The organism is Veillonella dispar (assembly GCF_900637515.1).
GTDB lineage: Bacteria > Bacillota > Negativicutes > Veillonellales > Veillonellaceae > Veillonella > Veillonella dispar.
Map to the genome: position 1 here is coordinate 1225010 of NZ_LR134375.1, position 21801 is coordinate 1246810.

Below are 21801 nucleotides of genomic sequence, written 5' to 3' on the forward strand. Positions count from 1 at the left end.
ACTGTGTATATACAAATTCTACGCTTTCTTATGGGCTTTAACCAAACACTCCCACTTAGATTATTTCATACAAATATAAAATAACTCAAAAAATAGCATAGTCACACTTTACAATTATTAGTCAACCCGCTCATTTAACCCTTTCAATATAGGACCTAGATGCTCACGAAGAACAGCGGTTAAATCAACTAAATTTTTAGCATCTAAATGATGGTCTATTTCAGGATAGTTTTTATAACGAAGCTCTGCAAAGTACTCATCACGTAATTCGTTATAATATAGCAATAATCCAGTACATTCATCCATCTTACGATATTCACCGATAATAAAAGAACCATTAATCATCCGAATTCCGTGAGCTGGATCAACATCACATATAAAACCTTCCAGTTCTTTAGGCATGACCTCGGAAAAATCCCAATCAGGTATGCCTCGGCGACGATACGTAAAGGTAAAGTTATTCGCTGGCTCGATTAACATATTAGTTAAACCTTTGACACATCGATCTTGTAACCCCTTCCAGAACGACTCTAAATCAGCCCGTACAAACGAAATATCCACAAAGGAAAAGAGTGGCATTTCAATATGAACCGTATAGTCCTCTACCTCTTTATCATATAAGGCAGACCATCGCCACCCTAGATTATTTTGATAATGGAAAATAGGTACCTTTAATACCTCTTCACCTGCTATAAGGCGTTCAAGTAGCACAGTGTAATCAGATTCATTGGATGCTACTAAGGTAAATCCCCCAATCTGCTGAGGCAACCATGAATAATCTAATGCTTTACAAGCTTCAATAATCGTTTCCATATAATGCCTCATATTTCTGTTGATACTGTAAAACAGCTTTTACATAGCTACGTGTTTCTGGAAATGGTATAGTATCAACCATGCCATTCCATTTGTTCTCATTAATCCAGGATTCGACATGGCCGCGTCCCGCATTATACGCAGCTAACGCCTGCACCTCATCGCCATTAAATTCTTTTAATAAATGGCCTAGATACCATGTTCCTAACTCGATATTTGTTTCAGGCTCTTTTAGCTGACGATCTGTATAATTACCATGACCAACTTGTTGAGCAACCCAACGTGCTGTATCTGGCATGAGTTGCATCAATCCAAGAGCACCTGTTTCTGACTCAGCAGTATTCTTATATTTGCTTTCAGCTAAGATAACACTAGCCACCAAGGATGGTGGAACCTGTTCCTTCTCAGCTGCAGCCATCACTACATCTCTATAGTTAAAGGGGTACGCCACTTGACGCGCTAAAGGATCATCTAAATGAGCAAAATAAAACCACCCAAGTACGACGCACGATAACGCCGTTGCCGTTGCACGTTTCATAAATCCCCCTTTCTACATATAACTACTATAACATTTACCATAATCTAGCTGTAACCAAATGCTAGGATACTATAATACTAAATTTCATGGGCTTATTATACCATTTAATACTATTTTTTATATACAAATTTTGACACATCTATTGTTATTATTGAGGTTTTTGTAAAATCGGCTCTAGACGCTCACTCCAAATTGTATCTAATTTTGCGGTCAAAGCCTGAGGCGTACCATTATTATCAATAATTAGATCTGCATAAGAGCGTTTATCGTCTAGTCGCATTTGACTATTAATGCGAGCCAAAGCATCCTCTTTGGTATATCCATTGCGACTCATTAAGCGATCTTTCTGAGTAGGCTCGTTTACATAAACAAGCCAAACCTCATCCATCATGGTATACCATTCCCCCTCTATGAGTAATGGAATATCATAGATTAAAATCGGTGTATTAACCGATTCATATTGAGATGTTAATTCCAAAATACGATTGCGAATATGCGTTTTTAGACAGCTATTTAATAATTGTCGTTTTTCTTCATTGTGAAAGACTATAGCACCAAGCGCTTCACGATTGAGTGTGCCATCATCCTGTAAAACATGAGAACCAAAGGTATCTACAATGGCCTTTAAGCCCTTAGTCCCTGGCTCTACTACTTCGCGAGCTACAATATCAGCATCGATATAGGGTATTCCTTTGTCCTTAAAATAGGTAAGGACTGTACTCTTGCCTGATGCAATACCACCAGTTAAGCCTATTTTAAACATATATACCTTCTAACACGTAATACTATCAATTAAACTATTTTACCAATGCCCAGTTCTCAGCATGATGCACATCTACAATAAGAGGAACATGTAATTCTACGACAGATTGCATGGTAGAACGCAATAATTCTTCAACTGCTTCTAATTCTTCATTTACTACTTCTAATACAAGTTCGTCATGTACTTGTAATAAAAGTCGAGATTTGAAGTTTCCTTCCTCTAGTTTTTGCTCAACTTGGTTCATTGCTAACTTGATAATATCTGCAGCAGTACCTTGAATTGGTGTATTCATCGCCGTACGTTCAGCAAAGGAACGACGGTTAAAGTTACGGCTGTTAATATCAGGAAGTTCGCGTTGACGGCCGAACATAGTGCGAACCTTACCAGTTTCATGGGCTTCCTGAACCATACGATCCATGTACTCTTTAACCTTAGGATAACGGCTAAAGTATAAATCAATATAGTTTTTAGCTTCCCCCCGTGTGATGCCAAGGTCGCGAGATAAGCCAAAGTCAGAAATACCATAAATAATACCGAAGTTAATAGCCTTAGCATGAGAACGCTCTTCGCTTGTTACATCCTCTTGGGCTTTACCTAGTACCTCTGCCGCAGTAAATCGGTGAATATCCTTACCATCAACGAATGCTTTGATCAAAGCTTCATCGCCAGAAAGATGCGCTAAAATACGTAACTCAATTTGAGAATAATCGGCACTCACTAATGTGTCGTACCCTGCACCTGGATAGAATAAGGCACGAATTTCACGGCCTTTTTCAGTACGAACAGGAATGTTTTGTAAGTTAGGATCAGAAGAGCTCAAACGGCCTGTAGCTGTAACCATTTGATTAAAGGTAGTGTGAATACGCTTAGTCTTATCATTAATAAGAACTGCCAAGCCTTCTAAGTAAGTAGAAACTAACTTAGCAACAGAACGGTAGGCCAAGATTTTTTCAACGATTGGACTTTCATTACGAAGCATATCAAGTACTTCAGCATCTGTGGAATATCCAGTCTTAGTTTTCTTAATAACTGGCAAGTTCATCTTTTCGAACAAGATAACCCCCAACTGTTTTGGAGAGTTTATGTTGAAAGTTTCACCAGCAAGATCATAAATCTCTTGTTGTACTTGGGCTAATTCATCTTTAAAGCGAGCTGTCGTTTCAGCCAGTTTATTTGTATCAATATATATACCATTTTTCTCCATTACTACTAAAGTATGAATCAATGGCAACTCAATTGTTTCATATAGAGACCAAAGCTCTTCACGGCGTGCAGATTCACAAGCTACTTCGTTCATAGCGAGTAAAGCTTTCACCATGGACACGCATTCTACATCTACACTACCACTAGCAATGCTTGGCACGGAGAAGCGTTCCGTTAAATATAGATACCCGTAGTTAGTACGCGTAGGATCTAACAGATACGCTAGTAGAGACATATCATGGATACGTGCAGTATTGTCATTATTAAACAAAGAGATTTCAGCTGGCGACTCTTCACCTAATGCTTCTATTAGTTCTTTTGTTTGAGTAGTAACAATGGCCTTAGCCCCTTGTAACACCGCAAGAACAGCCTTTGTATCATTTGTTTTAACGATAGTATCACCATTAGAAAGATAGGCAGTCTCAATAGTTCTAAATGGAGTTTTGCCATCGAGTACAACATGTACTGCTACTGTTTTATCTGTATAGAAGTCAGGGGTTAGAGCCTTAGCATCAGCTACATCGTCTAAAGAAATTTCTTCTTGTGGTGCAAAGAGAGAACCCAAATCACCAAAAGCTGCTTCCTCTCCGCCCATTACTTGTACGATACGAGGCGTTAATTTAGTAAATCCCAAGGTTTCGAATAAAGGCTGTACCTCAGAGGTATGGAAATTTTGTACAAAATCTTCAACCTTGTAAGATAAATCCATATCTGTCTTAATGGTTGCCAATTCACGAGATAAAAACGCTAAGTCTTTATTTTCTACGAGTCGCTCTTTTAATTTCTTACCGGAAATATCTTCGATATGGTCATATACAGATTCAAGATTACCGTATTCTGTAATCAATTTAAGAGCCGTTTTTTCACCTACACCTGGTACACCTGGAATATTATCGGAAGAATCCCCCATAAGAGCTTTCATTTCGATAACCTTATCTGGGCCATAACCATAAAGTTCCTCCATGTTATCAAGAGTAACCTCTAACATGTCAGAAATGCCTTTTTTAGTTAGGAATACATGACTATGTTCTGTTACGAGTTGAAGGTTATCGCGGTCACCAGTAATAATTTTAACAGCCATTTCTGGTGTACCAAATTTCTTACTCAACGATCCTAGAATATCGTCCCCTTCAAAGCCTTCTTCTTCAATAACACAAATACCTAAAGCTTTTAATACATCTTGAATAAGACTAAATTGAGGGCGTAAATCCTCTGGTGCATCTGGACGATTGCCTTTATATTCGCTATACATTTCAGTACGGAATGTTTGACGACCTTTATCAAAAGCTACCGCAATATAATCAGGGTTAATTTCTTCGTATAATTTGATGAGCATTGTTAAAAAACCATACACTGCATTCGTTGGAGTCCCCAAAGCAGACTTCAACGGTGGTAACGCAAAAAATGCACGGAATAACAAACTACTGCCATCTATAATCATTAATTTTTTCATAATACACCTCGCTTAATTCTATCCTTTATTATAACATAAGGGAGCTAACTAACTTTTAAAATCAAAATAATTAACTAATTACAACATTAGCAAATATATTAATAATCTTAATTTCATAAAACAGACTTATATGCTATAGTTAAAGAACAGTAGAAAATGTTTTATATTTCATACTCACAAGGAAAATATTGGGCTGAAAAGTCCTTGCGTATCAATATGTGGTATGATATAATCATTCAGGTATAAGAAACGATTTTTAAGGAGGTGACTCAATTGCCAAACATTAAATCCAGTATTAGAAGCGTAAAAACGGATGCTGAACGTCGTGCGAAAAACGCCGCTGTAAAATCTCAAATCCGTACAGCAGCTCGTAAAACCGTTGAAGCTGTTCAAGCAGGCGCAGTAGAAGAAGCAAAACAAGCACTTGTTCATGCTACTAGCGTAATTGATAAAGCAGCCTCCAAAGGTGTACTTCATAAAAACACTGCAGCTCGCAAAAAATCCAACCTTGCAGCTAAAGTAAACGCTTTATAATTTCTAAAGCAAGTAAGACAGTCTCTCGGATATCCGTTGAGACTGTTTTTTTATGCTTTTTTCAATTTTTCAATAATATTCTTTTCGTTTTTTATACAGTTATATTTTATTACGCCCTATGGGCAGATTAGAGGACTATTACTATGAGAACACTATTATTAATGCGTGGTGCTCCTGCTAGTGGTAAGTCTCAGTGGATTCATGACAACAATCTTGAGGCTTACACCTTAGAAGCCGATCATTTCCGTATGCTATTACGCAGCCCTTCTCTTGGTGAGGACGGTTGGTATATTTCACAAGAGGATAATGGTCCGGCCTGGGAGCTCCTCCTAGATTGCTTAGAAAAACGAATGAGCAATGGCGACTTTGTCGTTTTAGATGCTACCCACACTACATCTAAAGCTGTTAATGCATATAAAGAATTGCTTAACAAATATAAATATACTGTATATTACTACGAACCAGATACATCACTAGAAGAATGCTTGGCTCGTAATGCAGAACGTACAGATTACAAACGAGTACCGGAGCAAGTCATTCACCGTATGCACAAGGTGATTAAGACAACACCATTACCAAAGTTTTGTAAGAAAATAAATTCTATCGATGAAATCAACAATTACTTTACCGTAGATTTGACAAATCAATATGAACGAGTGCGTATCATTGGTGATATTCACGGTTGTTACACGGCATTACAACAAGCTATCTCACCTTGGGATGAAAAAACACTTTACATCTTTTGTGGTGACTATTTGGAACGCGGTATTGAAAATAAAGAAATGATGTACGAAATGATGCGTCTTAGTACATTGCCTAATACTATTATGTTAGAAGGTAATCACGAACGACATATCGCAAACTTTGCTTTCAATACAAATTTAGATCGTTCCAAACGATTTATGAAAGAAGTAGTAGCACCTATCATAAAAGATATGACTAAAAAAGAAGTTGAATCTCTTCAACGAGAATTACGCCTCTTTTATAAATCACTTCGTCAATGTTATCCATTTAGTTTCCATGGCAAGAAATATTTAGTATCCCATGGTGGTCTTTCCTATGTACCTAATATGACCTTTATAGCTACCTCTACCTTTATTAATGGTTTTGGAGCTTACGAAACAGATATTGCTAAAATATATGATGCTAATTACGAAAAAGGTATGTGTCAAAACTTTATTCAAATTCATGGTCATCGCGGTGTTCCCGATGGTACATATTCCTTCTGTTTAGAAGGAGAAGTAGAATTTGGTGGAGAGCTTAAATACATTGATATTACTGCAGATGCATTTACTAAAAGTGGTATTAAAAATGATGTGTACGATAAAGATTACATGCGCCATGAATACCAAAACATGACACAACATCTTATCTACACACAAAATGAAGATATTAATATTTTAGGTAATTCTAAATTAGTAAAAGTAAAAAAATGCTCCCCTAACCTATACTCCTTGAATTTCACCTCTCGTGTATTCCATAAACGACTATGGAACGAAAGTACCGTACAAGCGCGAGGATTATTTGTAGATCGCTTAACAGGAGATGTGAAATTACGTAGTTATAATAAATTCTTTAATCTCAATGAGCGGCCAGAAACAGAGTTAAATAATTTGGCTAATACACTCTCCTTCCCTGTTGAAATCCGAACTAAAGAAAATGGATACCTTGCTATCCTTGGTGTTATCAAAGATGAACTAATTTTTGCTTCTAAATCTACTACAGAAGGTATGCATGTAGATTTGTTTAAAGATTTATTCCAAAAATTACCTGAAGCCTTACAAGAAGAAATCAACGAATTATTAAAATGTAATTGCTGTTCTATGATGTTTGAAGTCATCAGCCAAGAAGATACACATATTATAAAATATGACCAAGATCATCTTTATGTACTTGATATGATTCAAAATACGTTAGATGTAAATGGTAAACATATTGATGTATCATTCTCTAGAAAGAGGCTAGCAGAACTAGACTCCATCCTTAAGAAATATGATACACAATTGATATCTATTGTAAAAACAGTTCAACAAGTAAATACTATGGACGAACTGACAAACATCATAAATAAAGAACTCAATTCACATCATGAGTCTGAAGGCTTTGTGTTAGTCGATAGCAATGGCTTTATGACAAAATTTAAAGGTCCTTATTATAATACTTGGAAGTACCGGCGAAATCGAATTCTAGAACCATATCAACAAAACGGTAAAATTCCTTATGAGAACTGTAAAAACGAAGATGATAGAAAATTTGCAGATTTCTTGAGTACACTAGAATATGATGTAGTTTGTAAGTCTACCTTACTAAATATTAAAGCAATGATGGAAAGTAAAGGCTTGCTATAATTAAATAAGAAATATATTTCTATAAAGTAAAAAACGACCAACTTATGATGTACATAAGTTGGTCGTTCTTTATGATGTAACTAACTATTTTAAAGATACTACCAGTTAAAACTATTTATTTTTAACTGGTAGTATCTCAATATAGCATATTATCTTTATTATTTTGAAATTATATCAGTGTCATACATAGGTAGTAATATAGATTCTAAACCTAAAAGTACGAAAAACATATTAGAAAATTATTTACTAAGTTTCATCATAAACGATGTTCCAATATCCCATTGTTTTAAACCAAAGTTTTCTAATATAGTTTCCCCAATATCAGCAAAGCTTTTTCTATCACCAAGGTCTATGGGGCCATCAATACGTGGACTATAACCAAGAATAGGTACTAATTCACGAGTATGATCGGTTCCCTTCCAAGTTGGATCGTTACCATGGTCTGCGGTGACGAGTAATAAATCATCATCATTTAGTAATTGCAATAAGCCGCCTAGCTGGTAATCAAAGTCCTCAATAGCTCGTTTGTATCCTTCTACATTTCTGCGATGACCATATAAGCTATCAAATTCAACGAGGTTAACCATCATTAAACCACGCTCAAAGGAGGAACCAAGTAAGTATGGAACCATATTCATGCCATGGGAATTAGTCTTTGTTGGATAGCTTTCATCCCATCCTACATGGGCATAAATATCGCCAATTTTACCAACTGCTACTGTTGGCACACCAGCATCTTGTAACTCTTGTTGTACCATCTTTTTCTCTGGCATACGACTATAATCATGACGATTTGAGGTACGTACAAAACTGCCAAGCTCACCTACGAATGGACGAGCGATGATACGGCCTACATAATAATCACCAACGCAAACCTTATCACGGGTAATTTGACATATATGATATAGTTCCTCTAGAGGGATCACATCCTCATGGGCGGCAATTTGAAATACAGAATCTGCCGAGGTATATACAATAGGCTTACCTGTTTTGATGTGCTCTGCTCCCAGACGTTCAATAATTTCTGTACCAGATGCAACTTCATTACCTAAATAACCATAGCCCGTTTCCTTTGTGAAAGTATCCATTAATTCTTTTGGAAAACCTTCGTAAAAGGTTGGGAATGGAACGGTAACAGGATGCCCCATCATCTCCCAATGACCACTTGTTGTATCTTTACCAGTGCTGAGCTCCGCCATACGACCAAAAGCACCGTTAATGCTTTCACCGGTATCTGCAATATCGGCAATATGTCCTAGTCCTAAAGATTTCAAATTTGGGCAATGAATTTTACCTGCTGTTGATTCAATATGACCTAATGTATTAGAACCTTCATCACCAAATTTTGCAGCATCAGCAGCGTGACCGATACCAACAGAGTCCATAACTAATAGGATAATTCGTTTAAACATATATCCTCCTATTATGTAATATTATTTGAGGTACGGCATTGCTAGCATAAGGGCTGCCAAAGATTTGCTATCCTTAATTTGCTCCGCCTTGATAGCCTCTAATAATTCAGGTAAAGTAAAATACTCAAGTTCCACATATTCGTCTGGATCCCAATTAGTTTCGCCCATAGTAAGATCTTTTGCTAAATATAAATGTAGCACTTCATTACAGAAGCCAGGACTTGTAGCAATTGTGCCCAACGGAATCCATTGGTTCGCACGATAACCTGTTTCCTCTGCTAACTCACGTTTAGCACAAGTTAGAGGCTCTTCATTCGGATCCAATTTACCTGCTGGAATTTCAAGCAAAGGCTGTTGCAAAGCATAACGGAACTGACGCTCCATTACAATCTTATTATCTTCTGTAACAACTACAATAGCCGTTGCACCAGGATGATGAACAACCTCACGCCATGCTTCATTACCATTAACATCTGCTATATCATAAGTAACTTTAATTAGTTTACCATCAAACTTCATTTCGCTAGACTTTTGTATCTCTTTGCTAATTGCCATAATAGCCTCCTTAATGTTTATAACTATTATGATACCACACAGAGAAATAAATATATATAATTCATAACTTAATATAATTATAACTAAATATAATTATAAAAAGCCGCCCAACATAGGTTGAGCGGCTTTCATCATTCTATTCAGAATTGTATGTAGTTTACATTGTACCAGTGCTACCGATACCACCTGTACGTACGCCTGTTGCATCGTCATCGTTTGTGAGTAGGTATTTAGAGAATATACCTTGGGCAACGCGTTCGCCTTTTTCAAGGGTAACTGTTTCTTTGCCAAAGTTTAGGAGGGCAATCATGATATGACCTTCGTTCTCCTCATTATTGTAGTAATCGCTATCGATGATACCAGTACTATTCACAAGTGCAAGATGGCGTTTAATGGCCATGCTAGAACGGATATGAATAGCAAGATATTCGTCATACGCCATGAAAGCTTTAAGACCTGTTGGAACGAGTACTACTTGACCTGGTTCTAAAGTAACAGCTTCAGCGCATTCAATATCATAGCCTGCACTTTCTGTTGTTTTACGTGTCGGTAAATTGATATCTTGTTCTTCAAAAGCAGAAACTACTTCAAAGCCACGAATATCCATGTAACACCTCTTATTTTAAACAATCCTTACGAGACAAGTTGATACGGCCTTGTTTATCGATTTCGATAACTTTTACCATAATCTCATCCCCTACATTTACTACATCTTCTACATTTTCAACGCGTTCTTTTGCAAGTTTGGAAATGTGTACAAGACCTTCTTTACCTGGTAATACCTCTACGAAAGCACCAAATGCCATCAAACGAGTTACTTTACCAAGGTATACTTCACCTACTTCAACCTCTTTAGTAAGGTTTTCGATGATTTGTTGAGCTTTAGCAGCACCTTCTTGGTCTACAGAAGCGATGAATACTGTACCATCATCTTCGATATCGATTTTAGCGCCTGTTTCATCGATAATACCACGAATTACTTTACCGCCAGAACCGATTACATCGCGAATCTTATCTGGATCGATTTTCATTGTAATGATGCGTGGAGCATATTGAGACATTTGTTGACGTGGTTCAGCAATTGTATCAAGCATGATGCCCATAATATGCATACGACCTTTATGAGCTTGTTCTAATGCTTCATGAAGGATTTCACGGGACAAGCCAGAAATCTTGATATCCATTTGAATAGCAGTTACGCCTTTTGCTGTACCAGCAACCTTGAAGTCCATATCGCCAAGAGCATCTTCCATACCTTGGATATCTGTTAAGATTGTGTAGTGTTCGCCTTGAGTTACAAGACCCATTGCAATACCAGCAACAGGAGCTTTAATAGGTACACCAGCATCCATCAAAGATAATGTGGAACCACATACAGATGCCATGGAACTAGAACCATTGGATTCCAATACTTCGGATACAAGACGCAATGCATATGGGAATTCTTCTTCGCTAGGAATAACAGGTACCAATGCACGTTCAGCCAACGCACCATGACCAATTTCACGACGGCCAGGACCGCGGGAGGAACGAGTTTCACCTACGGAGAAGGATGGGAAATTATAGTGGTGAATATAACGTTTTTCTGTTTCTAAACCAATGCCATCAATTGTTTGAGTTTCAGACAATGGAGCTACAGTAGCAACGTTCAATACTTGAGTTTGACCACGCGTAAATAAACCAGAACCATGTGTACGAGGTAATACACCTGTACGACAAGAGATAGGACGTACTTCATCAAGTTTACGACCGTCTGGACGAATTTTTTCAACAGTAATCATATGACGCACGATTTCTTTTGTCATTGCATCAAATGCTTTATTTACATCCGCTAAGTTATCTGGGTAGATTTCTTCAAAGTGTGCTAATACATCGGCACGTACTTCGCTTTCTTGTGCATCACGTTGTTGTTTATCTGCACAACGTACTGCTGCGTCAAGTTTATCATGACCATAGGCACGAACAGCTTCAGCAATTTCAGCAGGCACATCTTTGCTTTCGAATACGCGTTTTTCCTTGCCTACTTTAGCTTTCATGTCTTCTTGGAAAGCTACGATTTTTTTGATTTCTTCATGAGCTGCCATGATAACTTCAAGAATAGTTTCTTCTGGAACCTCTTGAGCACCACCTTCAACCATGAGGATAGCATCTTTTGTACCAGCTACAACAATATTAAGATCTGTTGCTTCCAATTGTTCTTTTGTTGGATTAACAATAAATTCACCATTGATACGACCCATGCGAACGCCTGCGATAGGACCATTCCAAGGAATATCAGAAATAGACAATGCAGCGGAAGCGCCAATCATACCACAGATTGCAGGATCACAATCTTGGTCAACAGACATAACAGTTGCCACTACGTGTACTTCATTACGTACACCTTTATCGAATAATGGACGAATAGGACGGTCAATCAAACGGCTATTCAAAATCGCAGATTCAGGTGGACGCGCTTCACGTTTAATAAAGCCACCTGGTAAACGACCAACAGCGTACATTTTTTCTTCATAGTCTACTGTAAGTGGGAAGAAATCGATATCCTTCGCCTCTTTAGAACCTGTAGCGGTAACGAGTACACGAGTATCGCCATAACCAACCATTACAGCACCGCCAGCTTGTTTTGCAAGTTCCCCAGTCTCGATCGTAAGCGTACGACCAGCTAGGTCCATTTGGAATTGTTCCATTCCTATTCCTCCTAAAAATCTTCTTATATGTATACTTTTTTATTATATATCATCAAGAAAAAATAAGCTAATTATTATAGCAATTAGCACAATAAAAAGGACAGAGTTGCCGCTCTGTCCTTTTTTTCGTGTTGCCACAATTGAATATCGGCATTCGTTTCCCTTTGCCTATCGTTATTATAACATAGAGAAATAAAATAAAAAAGCCGTCCTATAGGACGGCTAGTTTTATTATTTACGAAGACCAAGACGTTCGATAAGGGAACGGTAACGTTCGATATCTTTACGACGAAGGTAGTCAAGCATGTTACGGCGTTGACCAACCAATTTCAACAAACCACGACGGGAATGATGGTCTTTTTTGTGTTCTTTCAAGTGATCTGTTAAGTATTGGATGCGGCTTGTCAAAATCGCAACTTGTACTTCTGGAGAACCAGTGTCACCTTCATGAGTAGCGTATTCTTTAATTACTGCTAATTTAGCTTCTGTAGTTAACATTAATGTTACCTCCTAAAAAATAAATAATCCCGATAAGCTTAAGTAACCGTTGGAGATTCGAATACTTCGCTTACGATATGTCTTACGACCTTATTTAGTATACAGTATCTACCTTATCTTGTAAAGAATAAATACAGTAAATAAACAAAAGAGGGCCACAGCCCTCTTCTATTATTTTGCGCCAAGCACCATGCGGTCGCTCAATGCATTTTCCCCAGCTACTTCAAATTTTTGTAATAAATCGGCAACTGTTAATTTTTTCTTTTCTTCCCCTTTTACATCATAAATAATGCGACCAGCATCCATCATGATGAGGCGATTACCAAAGCGCAATGCATCACGCATATTATGGGTAATCATAAGAGTTGTCAAATTATGTTCTGACACGAGTTTATCTGTTAATTGCAAAACATTTTCTGCAGTCTTAGGGTCAAGAGCCGCTGTATGTTCGTCCAGTAATAAAAGGTCTGGACGAAGCATAGTAGCCATCAACAATGTAATAGATTGACGTTGACCACCAGATAACAAGCCCATACGAGCAGATAAACGATCTTCAAGGCCTAAACCTAATAATGCAAGGCGTTCTTTGAAGAATGCTTGTTCACTATCTTTGAAAGCCCATTTAAGACCTAAGTTTTTACCACGGCGCATAGCAAGTATCAAGTTTTCCTCAATTTGCATATTGCCTGCCGTACCAACCATAGGATCTTGGAATACACGACCAATGTATTTAGCACGTTTGTATTCTGGCATTTTTGTTACATCAATATCATTAATAGTAATGGATCCTTCATCTACTGGGAATACACCAGCGATGGAGTTTAGTAACGTACTTTTACCAGCACCATTACCACCGATTACAGTACAGAAATCGCCTTCTTCTAATCGAAGATCAATACCTTGAAGAGCAGTTTTTTCATTGATTGTGCCCTTAAAGAAGGTTTTTACCATATTTTTTACTTCTAACATAGTGTCCTCCTTAACGAGCCAACCATTTTGCTTTCAATGTAGGTAAGGAAAGCGCGATGGCAACAAGAATAGCAGTGAACAATTTCAAATCGTTTGGTGGCATACCCATATAGAGTACAGCTGCAATAACGATACGATATACGATAGAACCAAGGACTACAGCGATGAGGCTACGTACGAAGGATTTTGTACCAAATACTACCTCACCGATAATTACGGAAGCCAAGCCGATTACGATAGTACCAATACCCATACCTACGTCGGCAAAGCCTTGGAATTGGCCAATCAATGCACCAGACATACCAACAAAACCGTTGGAAATCAAAAGACCAAGAACGATCATGTTGTCAGTATTTACACCTTGAGCACGAATCATTTGAGGGTTAACACCTGTTGCACGTAATGCTGTACCAATTTCTGTACCGAAGAACCAGAATAGTAATAAGCATACTACAACAGCTACGATAACACCTACGATAGCTGCAGACCACATATTTGGTGTGTGGAGTACGCTACCAATAATTGTATAAATTGTATCCATACGAAGCAAAGATACATTAGCTTTCCCCATAATATGAAGATTAATGGAGTATAAAGCAATCATTGTTAAGATACCAGCTAGCAATGCAGGAATCTTTAATTTTGTATGAATCCATCCTGTCACAGCACCTGCAGCCATACCACCAATGCCGGCAATCAAAATAGAAAGAATTGGGTTCATACCACTAGTAATTAAAATTGCGGAAATAGCCGCCCCCATTGGGAACGTACCTTCTACGGTTAAGTCAGCCACATCTAATACACGGAAGGTGATGAATACACCAACCGCTAACAAAGACCATAAAAGACCTGTTGTTATGGTGCCTACCACTAAATCTAACATCAAAATCTCCTCTATTGTTTCATATCTTTACGAAGTGCTTCAGGAATTGTGATACCTAATTTTTTAGCACGTTCTTCATTAACAGTTAACTTAATATCTTTTTGTGTTTCAATGGCTAAATCAGAAATTTTAGCTTCACCAGAAAGCACTTTTGCAGCCATTAAACCAGTTTGATAACCTAATTTATAGTAGTCAACAGAATATGTTGCCACACCACCAGTCATTGTCATACCTTCATCGGCAGCAAATACTGGAATTTTAGCAGCATCAGTAATTTGAGCTAAGTTAGCCATAGCAGATGCCAACACATTATCAGTTGGTGTATAAATAGCTTGTACATCTTGGTTTACAAGATTTGTAGCCGCTTGTTGAATATCGTTTACGTTGGATACAGTTGCTTCTACAACAGTGATACCTTTAGTAGCTGCATAAGCTTTCATTTTTTCAACTTGAAGTTGGGAGTTGATTTCAGAAGATGTATAAATTGCACCAATACGTTTTACATTTGGTACCAATGCCATAATAAGGTCAACTTCTTTTTCTACAGGTGTCATATCAGATGTACCAGATACATTACCACCTGGATGTTCATTAGATTGAACGAGTTTTGCTGTTACGTAATCTGTAATAGCAGTCCCCATGATAGGAATATCATGAGATGCGTTTGCCATAGTTTGTGCTGATGGCGTTGCGATGGCTAATACCAAATCCTTTTTATCAGATACAAAGCGTTGAGCAATACTATTCAAATTAGATTGGTCGGCTTGAGCATTTTGTTGGTCTAATTTAATGTTCTCTCCATCTTTATAACCTTTAGATGCAAGGCCATCAACAAACCCTTTGTTAGCAGCATCAAGGGATGGATGTTCTACCAATTGAATAACACCGATTTTCTTTTGATCATTAGTTGCTGTATTGGAACCGCAACCAGCTACCATTGCCATAATAGAGATAGCACTAAGTGCTACTGCAATACCTTTTTTCCAGTTCATATGTAACTCCTTACCAGTTGTGTATTAAATCATAGTTGCTTTGTTCATCAATTCTTCTGGTAATGTGATGCCCAATTTTTGTAATTTATCTTTACTTACAACTAATTTAAATTCTTTTTGCATTTCAATAGGCATATCTTCAATTTTAGCTTCACCAGTTAAAATTTTAGCTGCCATTAAACCTGTTTGGTATCCAAGTTTGTAGTAATCTACGGACAAGGACATTACAGCACCACCTTTTACGTGGTTATCTTCGCCGCCAAACACAGGAATTTTTGCTGGATCGGTAATCGCTACAAGATTGCTCATCGCAGAAGCTACAACATTATCTGTTGGTACATAAATTGCATCTACATGTTGAGATACAAGATTTTGTGCTGCTTGTTGAATATCGTTTACATTAGAAACGGTAACCTCTTCAACCTTAATACCTTTTGTAGCTGCGTAAGCTTTCATTTTCTCGACTTGAATTTGAGAGTTTACTTCACTAGAGCTATAAATAGTACCAATTGTCTTAGCATTTGGTAATACTTTTAAAATTAAATCAACTTGTTGTTCTACAGGGTTCATATCAGATGTACCAGATACATTGCCGCCAGGATGTTCATTAGATTTAACAAGTTTAGCTGCTTCATAATCAGTAATAGCAGTACCCAAGATTGGAATATCGTGAGTTGCATTCGCCATAGATTGAGCTGCTGGTGTAGCAATCGCTAAAATTAAGTTTTTACGATCAGATACAAAACGCTGTGCAATGCTGTTCAAATTAGATTGATCTGCTTGTGCATTCTGTTGGTCAAAGGTGATTTTATCAGCTAAGCCCTTTTCTTTTAGAGCATCAACAAAACCTTTGTTTGCTGCATCAAGTGCAGGATGTTCTACCAGTTGTACTACGCCAACCTTGTATTCACCATTAGATGTTGTTCCATTGGAGCCACAGCCTGTAAATGCCATTAATGCTGCCGCCGTGAGCGCTAGGGCAATACCTTTTTTTAAATTCATGGGGATTTCCTTCCTATCTGCAATGACTATAATACATCTATTATAAACAAATTTCTTTACTACATCAATGTAGCAGATTAAAGTATTTTACATTTGTCCATTTATAGGACACATAAAAATTTGAAATCCTCTTATTTTTCAAGCGATGCTAACATGTCTTCTGTTAGCTCATTGGCCGCTAAAATATAGTCTTTAAGGGTCCCTTTATCGAGAGCAACCTTCATAACAGGCACTTCAAATGGATCAAGGATAACACACATTAAAATTTCACCTGTTACATAATACCCAACAACAGCTTCCCCTTCTTCAGGATCTAACGTTTCACGCTTTACTGTTACACAGTAAGGTTTCATTACCTGTGCTGCAGCTTCTGCTACCTCTTCACGATTTGCAATATACTCTTCTGCCTTTGTTTCAGGAATATCAAAGATATCCACCTTTACAGTCTTAACCTCTGTAGCCTCTCCCTTAGCTGCCTCTATAGCTGCACCTAAATCTGTTTGCTTCATATATACCTCACATAGAATGGACTTTCACCAATGGTGAAAGCCCCATAATTTTAGATTGATTCATCAGCTGCATTTAAGAATGCAACATAGCATTGTTTAGCCTCGTAAATATCCGCCTTAGACGTAACCTCCCATGGAGCATGCATGCTAAGCACGGCTACGCCACAGTCGATAACATTCATACCGTATAAGGCCATGATGTACGCAATGGTACCACCACCGCCAAGGTCAACCTTACCAAGCTCTGCAGTTTGATATGTTACATTATTAGATTCCATGACACGACGAATAAAGCCCATATATTCAGCATTCGCATCATTGGAACCAGATTTACCACGAGAACCAGTAAATTTATTGAATACAACACCCATACCTAGGTAAGATGCATTTTTCTTTTCGAAAGCAGATGCATATAGCGGATCATAGCCAGCACTAACGTCGGAAGATAACATACGAGAATTTTCCAATGTACGTCGTACACTTACAGAGTTAGGTTTTCCCATAAGGGTAAGCACTTCTGCTACTGCATTTTCAAAGAAACGAGATTGCATACCAGTAGCGCCCACAGAACCTATTTCCTCTTTATCTACAAGCAAACAACAAGTCGTACGTTTTACATTGTCTACCTCAAGCATAGCCACTAAAGATGTATACGCACAAACGCGATCATCTTGACCATAAGCCATAACCATGGAGCGGTCAAAGCCCATATCACGAGCTTTTCCTGCTGGTACGATTTCAAGCTCTGCAGATAACAAATCACGTTCTACGAAGCCATATTCTTTTTCAAGGAGGTTATTAATAAATTTCGTAACCCCTTCTTTTTCTTCATCTTTTACAGGACGACTGCCGATAAGTAAATCGAGGGCCTCCCCTTCAATTACCTTTGCTGCATTCTTTTGCATTTGTTCTTGGCCCAAATGAGGTAACAAGTCAGTAATGCAGAATACAGGGTCATTTTCTTTATCACCAATATTAATGTTGATACGTGTGCCATCTGTTTTAACTACAACGCCATGAATAGCAAGAGGCATAGCAACCCAGTGGTATTTCTTAATGCCCCCATAGTAATGTGTATCCCAAAACACTAAATTACTATCTTCATATTGTGGGTTTTGCTTTACATCGATACGTGGAGAGTCAATATGAGCACCTAAAATATTCATACCCAACTCAATATCATCGGTACCAATGTTAAATAAAGCAATGGATTTATCCATATGTGTGTAATAAATCTTGTCACCTGCTTTAATTGGTGTATTGGATTTAATAATATCTTTTAAGTTTACATATCCTTTAGCTTCTGCAAATTCAACAGCTTGTACAACGCATTCACGTTCTGTTTTACCATTATCTAAAAATTGACGATATGTATCACTTAAGGCATATACCTTTTCCATTGTGGCATCATCATAATTATGCCAAGCATATTTACGTTCCATAATCTATCCTTTCTATAAGCTCACAGTTTAACCATTACGGCTCTATCGTTGTGAACTTGCATTAACAATATTATTTTTGGCGGTCCTTTTCAAGTTCCGCCTTGCGAAATTCTAAATATTTCAGCTCTTTTTCTCGATTGATTTCAGACTTCTTAGTATATAGAGAACGAATTTCGTCCGTACAATGGGTCAATACCTTTGTAACGTAGAATTTAGTACTACCGGACTTAATCGTATATTTTCCAACTTTTAATTGCACCGCAAAGTCACCGTGTTTAGGACAAACGCCGATGGCGAGATGCTTGTCCCCTTGTAATCGTTCAGGCCTAGTCATTTCTAACCGTGTCTGACAATATGGACAGAACGATAATCGAACCCGTCTATCATGAACGATACGTTTCTTCTCAGGGAAGTTTTCATACATAAAAAATGTCAGAATCGGTGGATATAAGAAAGGATTACTGCTTTCCTTTCGAATTTGATCATAATGTAAAATACCTTGTGGTATATCTAATTTTTGACATATATGTGCCGTAAACACAGCATCATGTAACGCATTATGAGCTGATAAATGCTCGGTAGATATATTAAGATCCTCCATGGCATGAGCTACAGAATACTGTTGACTTGTACCATATCGTTGATAGGAATAAATCATCTGTGCATCAACCCATTGATCATAGGATAACGCTTTCATCCTATGAAGCATCAGATTTTCACGCAATATGAGAATGTCATCAGAGCCCCAAGATAACAGCATATACTCATCACCACACCAGTTTTGAAAGTACTGCATAGCAGTCTTAAATGGCACACCATGATCGAGCTCTCGAGATGTAATACCAGTCAATTCACGAACATGTTTGTGCATCCGTGGCAGATATTGTGGTTTGATGAACATTGTAAAATGATCTACAATGTCCATCTTTTCATTCAGTTTTACCGCTCCGATTTGAATGATTTCCCCTGTTAACGGCATTTTTGTGCGCTTCATAAAGCTAATGTCGTTGCTATAGGGCTGATTCCACTCTAAATCAAATACAATATAGTTCATATGTTTATTTCGATTCTGAAAGCAACGTTTCCGCTGCTTTAATAACCTGTTCTTCAGAAATTACGGATAACCCTTTATAATTTCCTTCTTTAATAATTTTTTTCATACTTTTACCAATCTCGTATGAGTCCATCGTTTCCAAAACGATAGCACGCGCTTGATATGGACCATAAAAGAATGGATTAGACGGTCCGTAAAGCGCCACGATTGGCACATGTTGACTAATCGCCACATGCATTGGACCCGAGTCGTTCGTAATCAACAGATTACAACGGCTCATAGCTGCAGCTAAAGGACCTAATTGGAACTTACCAGTAGCCACAATTGGTTTAGTTTCCATGTGTTCCACTACAGGCTGTACCATTTCAAGATCCATAGGACCACCAAAGAATACTGTTTTATACCCTAAATGACCAAAGTAATCTGCTACATGAGCAAATCGTTCAGCAGGCCAACGTTTCTCAGGAACAGCACTACCAATGTTAAACCCAATAAGCTTATCACTATCTGTTAAACCTTGGCTAGCATAAAACTCCTGAGCCTCACGGCGCCATGCTTCACTGGTTTCAATGTGTAGACCAGAGTTTGAAATATCGGTTACCCCTAATTGTTCTAGTACATTGATGTACATATCTGCAGCATGACGAGTTTTACGATCTAAGCGCGTATACTTTGTCATAAATGGTCTAAATAGAAAATGACTCATCCCCGTTGTAATAGGGGCATGAATTTTCCATGCCAAATAAGATGTGCGTTCATTGGGATGTAAATTAATAACGATATCAGGTTTCCCTTTTTTATTAATCTCACGAGCAATCTCATTAAGTCCGGAAATACTATTGTGACGCCCTTTTTTATCAACTACAATGAGTTCATCAATATTTGGATTATATTGCATTACTTGTTGTAGTTTTTCATCTATTACATATGTAATATGACTATGTGGCGCAGCTTTTCGAAGCACTTCAAAAAAAGGAGTTGTTAATATAACGTCTCCCAAATGCATAAGAAAGGTGACCACAATGCGTTTATAATCGAGTTCCATTACAGTTCCTTTCCAAGTACTTGTTCATATACTGACCATACTGCATCTACTGGAATTTGAGCCATACAATCCGGATCATCTACGAGCGGCTGCTCAGGCGTAGCCTTTGATGTGGGTGAAATAATCAGATGTACATGACTGCCTCCGTATGGACCAGTTCGTTTCGGAGATGTGGTTCCAAATAGTGCAATCAAAGGGCGCTTAAAGGCATTAGCAATATGCAACGGGCCCGTATCAGCACTGATGAAAATTTCACAATGTCGAATCAACTCAATCAATTCTGGCATAGTCGTAGATCCTACTAAATTGACGAGATTCTTATTTTTTACATAGTTTTCTATGAAAGCTCCTTTTTCTGCATCATCAGAAGCGCCGGCAATAACGACTTTTTTACCAGATTCACATAAACGGATACATAGCTCTCCAAAGTTAAGTAAAGGCCACTCCTTAATAATCCAGCGAGCTCCAGGAACAACAACTATATAATCTTCGTCAACGCCATGACAGGCTAACTTCTCTTTTACGGACTTCTCCGCATCTACGTAGGCAGGCATAGGAAATTCTATACTATCTACGTCACCACCAAGCGCTCGAACAGTATCTAAATAGCGTTCAATGACATGGTCGTATTTATGCTCACCTACTAGAGCTTTATTGACTAAATTACTACCTTCCCGAAGCTCCCAGTAACCATATTTCTCAGGAGCCCCAGATAGTAGAGATACAATGGCGCTCTTCGCAATACATTGTAAGTCCAATGTCATATCAAAGTGACGACTATGTAACTCCTTACGTAATTGCCATAAATAGGCAGGCTTTTTAAGTTGTTTCTTGTCGATAATGATGACATCATCTACCCATGGTGTACCTGGCAGGAGGCTAGCAAATTGCTCATGAATAGCCCATGTAATATGCGCATTAGGCCAATTTTTACGCACTGCATACAAGGTAGGTAATGCATGAATCACATCACCTAAGGAACTCATCTTTATGATGAGTATATTCTTGTAATCTTTCATATAGCCTCCCAAAATACAACACCACAACTAAAAACCCTATATCACCTTAAAACAGACATAAGTTAAAAGTAAAACAAAGTAA

Annotated in this window: 20 protein-coding genes; 2 read left to right on the forward strand and 18 right to left on the reverse strand. The window is 37.9% G+C overall.

Annotated features, from left to right (window positions below; translation table 11 throughout):
• Positions 1-117 precede the first annotated feature (117 nt).
• From EL171_RS05710 to polA, 4 genes are all read right to left on the reverse strand, one after another.
• Positions 118-813, reverse strand: coding sequence for a hypothetical protein (locus tag EL171_RS05710; RefSeq protein WP_005386862.1), 696 nt, complete (start codon positions 811-813; stop codon positions 118-120).
• Positions 797-1351, reverse strand: coding sequence for a lytic transglycosylase domain-containing protein (locus tag EL171_RS05715; protein ID WP_005386864.1), 555 nt, complete (start codon positions 1349-1351; stop codon positions 797-799). Before EL171_RS05715 ends, EL171_RS05710 begins: the two co-directional genes overlap by 17 nt.
• 148 nt (positions 1352-1499) lie before the next feature.
• Complete coding sequence (gene coaE, locus EL171_RS05720; protein ID WP_005386866.1) at positions 1500-2114, reverse strand: dephospho-CoA kinase; 615 nt, start codon at positions 2112-2114, stop codon at positions 1500-1502.
• 34 nt (positions 2115-2148) lie between these two features.
• A complete protein-coding gene (gene polA, locus EL171_RS05725; protein ID WP_005386868.1) occupies positions 2149-4770 on the reverse strand; it encodes a DNA polymerase I in 2622 nt (873 codons plus the stop codon).
• 273 nt (positions 4771-5043) lie between these two features.
• On the opposite strand from polA, the gene rpsT reads away from it, so the two are divergent.
• Both rpsT and EL171_RS05735 read left to right on the forward strand, forming a co-directional pair.
• Positions 5044-5304, forward strand: coding sequence for a 30S ribosomal protein S20 (gene rpsT / locus EL171_RS05730; RefSeq protein ID WP_004692998.1), 261 nt, complete (start codon positions 5044-5046; stop codon positions 5302-5304).
• 143 nt (positions 5305-5447) lie between these two features.
• Complete coding sequence (locus tag EL171_RS05735) at positions 5448-7652, forward strand: RNA ligase (protein WP_039969232.1); 2205 nt, start codon at positions 5448-5450, stop codon at positions 7650-7652.
• Positions 7653-7891: 239 nt separating this feature from the next.
• Here EL171_RS05735 and EL171_RS05740 read toward each other — a convergent pair whose 3' ends face one another.
• The 14 genes from EL171_RS05740 to EL171_RS05805 all read right to left on the reverse strand — a co-directional run bounded on the left by EL171_RS05740 (position 7892) and on the right by EL171_RS05805 (position 21719).
• Positions 7892-9064, reverse strand: coding sequence for a phosphopentomutase (locus tag EL171_RS05740; RefSeq protein ID WP_005386873.1), 1173 nt, complete (start codon positions 9062-9064; stop codon positions 7892-7894).
• Positions 9065-9085: 21 nt separating this feature from the next.
• Positions 9086-9619 (reverse strand): NUDIX hydrolase, encoded by a 534-nt coding sequence (locus EL171_RS05745; RefSeq protein ID WP_005386874.1) that lies wholly within the window; start codon positions 9617-9619, stop codon positions 9086-9088.
• A 157-nt stretch (positions 9620-9776) separates the two neighbouring features.
• The gene (gene dut / locus EL171_RS05750; protein ID WP_005386875.1) at positions 9777-10226 is read right to left on the reverse strand and encodes a dUTP diphosphatase; all 450 of its coding nucleotides are present in this window, start codon (positions 10224-10226) and stop codon (positions 9777-9779) included.
• Between the two features lie 10 nt (positions 10227-10236).
• Positions 10237-12306 (reverse strand): polyribonucleotide nucleotidyltransferase, encoded by a 2070-nt coding sequence (locus EL171_RS05755; RefSeq protein WP_005386877.1) that lies wholly within the window; start codon positions 12304-12306, stop codon positions 10237-10239.
• A 231-nt stretch (positions 12307-12537) separates the two neighbouring features.
• The gene (rpsO, locus tag EL171_RS05760; RefSeq protein WP_005386879.1) at positions 12538-12804 is read right to left on the reverse strand and encodes a 30S ribosomal protein S15; all 267 of its coding nucleotides are present in this window, start codon (positions 12802-12804) and stop codon (positions 12538-12540) included.
• Between the two features lie 171 nt (positions 12805-12975).
• Positions 12976-13773, reverse strand: coding sequence for an ABC transporter ATP-binding protein (locus EL171_RS05765; RefSeq protein WP_005386880.1), 798 nt, complete (start codon positions 13771-13773; stop codon positions 12976-12978).
• A 10-nt stretch (positions 13774-13783) separates the two neighbouring features.
• On the reverse strand, positions 13784-14656 hold the full coding sequence (locus tag EL171_RS05770) for an ABC transporter permease (protein WP_005386882.1): 873 nt from the start codon (positions 14654-14656) through the stop codon (positions 13784-13786).
• Positions 14657-14667: 11 nt separating this feature from the next.
• Entirely contained in the window at positions 14668-15648 is a 981-nt protein-coding gene (locus tag EL171_RS05775; protein WP_005386884.1) for an ABC transporter substrate-binding protein, read from the reverse strand.
• A gap of 24 nt (positions 15649-15672) precedes the next feature.
• Positions 15673-16650, reverse strand: coding sequence for an ABC transporter substrate-binding protein (locus EL171_RS05780; RefSeq protein WP_005386885.1), 978 nt, complete (start codon positions 16648-16650; stop codon positions 15673-15675).
• A 131-nt stretch (positions 16651-16781) separates the two neighbouring features.
• Positions 16782-17159, reverse strand: coding sequence for a hypothetical protein (locus EL171_RS05785; protein WP_005386886.1), 378 nt, complete (start codon positions 17157-17159; stop codon positions 16782-16784).
• 50 nt (positions 17160-17209) lie between these two features.
• Positions 17210-18601: an aminopeptidase gene (locus EL171_RS05790; RefSeq protein ID WP_005386887.1), complete on the reverse strand. Its 1392-nt coding sequence runs from the start codon at positions 18599-18601 to the stop codon at positions 17210-17212.
• Between the two features lie 70 nt (positions 18602-18671).
• Positions 18672-19655 carry a 3'-5' exonuclease gene (locus tag EL171_RS05795; protein WP_005386888.1) on the reverse strand — a complete coding sequence of 328 codons (984 nt, stop codon included), beginning with the start codon at positions 19653-19655 and terminating at the stop codon, positions 18672-18674.
• Between the two features lie 4 nt (positions 19656-19659).
• Complete coding sequence (locus EL171_RS05800) at positions 19660-20700, reverse strand: glycosyltransferase family 9 protein (RefSeq protein ID WP_005386889.1); 1041 nt, start codon at positions 20698-20700, stop codon at positions 19660-19662.
• The gene (locus tag EL171_RS05805; RefSeq protein WP_005386890.1) at positions 20700-21719 is read right to left on the reverse strand and encodes a glycosyltransferase family 9 protein; all 1020 of its coding nucleotides are present in this window, start codon (positions 21717-21719) and stop codon (positions 20700-20702) included. Before EL171_RS05805 ends, EL171_RS05800 begins: the two co-directional genes overlap by 1 nt.
• Positions 21720-21801: the final 82 nt, after the last annotated feature.

Bases quoted from the DNA above. Each gene is read 5' to 3' on its own strand.
- EL171_RS05710 (WP_005386862.1), bottom strand. From the start codon at position 813: ATGGAAACGATTATTGAAGCTTGTAAAGCATTAGATTATTCATGGTTG.
- EL171_RS05715 (WP_005386864.1), bottom strand. From the start codon at position 1,351: ATGAAACGTGCAACGGCAACGGCGTTATCGTGCGTCGTACTTGGGTGG.
- coaE (WP_005386866.1), bottom strand. From the start codon at position 2,114: ATGTTTAAAATAGGCTTAACTGGTGGTATTGCATCAGGCAAGAGTACA.
- polA (WP_005386868.1), bottom strand. From the start codon at position 4,770: ATGAAAAAATTAATGATTATAGATGGCAGTAGTTTGTTATTCCGTGCA.
- EL171_RS05735 (WP_039969232.1), top strand. From the start codon at position 5,448: ATGAGAACACTATTATTAATGCGTGGTGCTCCTGCTAGTGGTAAGTCT.
- EL171_RS05740 (WP_005386873.1), bottom strand. From the start codon at position 9,064: ATGTTTAAACGAATTATCCTATTAGTTATGGACTCTGTTGGTATCGGT.
- EL171_RS05745 (WP_005386874.1), bottom strand. From the start codon at position 9,619: ATGGCAATTAGCAAAGAGATACAAAAGTCTAGCGAAATGAAGTTTGAT.
- dut (WP_005386875.1), bottom strand. From the start codon at position 10,226: ATGGATATTCGTGGCTTTGAAGTAGTTTCTGCTTTTGAAGAACAAGAT.
- EL171_RS05755 (WP_005386877.1), bottom strand. From the start codon at position 12,306: ATGGAACAATTCCAAATGGACCTAGCTGGTCGTACGCTTACGATCGAG.
- rpsO (WP_005386879.1), bottom strand. From the start codon at position 12,804: ATGTTAACTACAGAAGCTAAATTAGCAGTAATTAAAGAATACGCTACT.
- EL171_RS05765 (WP_005386880.1), bottom strand. From the start codon at position 13,773: ATGTTAGAAGTAAAAAATATGGTAAAAACCTTCTTTAAGGGCACAATC.
- EL171_RS05770 (WP_005386882.1), bottom strand. From the start codon at position 14,656: ATGTTAGATTTAGTGGTAGGCACCATAACAACAGGTCTTTTATGGTCT.
- EL171_RS05775 (WP_005386884.1), bottom strand. From the start codon at position 15,648: ATGAACTGGAAAAAAGGTATTGCAGTAGCACTTAGTGCTATCTCTATT.
- EL171_RS05780 (WP_005386885.1), bottom strand. From the start codon at position 16,650: ATGAATTTAAAAAAAGGTATTGCCCTAGCGCTCACGGCGGCAGCATTA.
- EL171_RS05785 (WP_005386886.1), bottom strand. From the start codon at position 17,159: ATGAAGCAAACAGATTTAGGTGCAGCTATAGAGGCAGCTAAGGGAGAG.
- EL171_RS05790 (WP_005386887.1), bottom strand. From the start codon at position 18,601: ATGGAACGTAAATATGCTTGGCATAATTATGATGATGCCACAATGGAA.
- EL171_RS05795 (WP_005386888.1), bottom strand. From the start codon at position 19,655: ATGAACTATATTGTATTTGATTTAGAGTGGAATCAGCCCTATAGCAAC.
- EL171_RS05800 (WP_005386889.1), bottom strand. From the start codon at position 20,700: ATGGAACTCGATTATAAACGCATTGTGGTCACCTTTCTTATGCATTTG.
- EL171_RS05805 (WP_005386890.1), bottom strand. From the start codon at position 21,719: ATGAAAGATTACAAGAATATACTCATCATAAAGATGAGTTCCTTAGGT.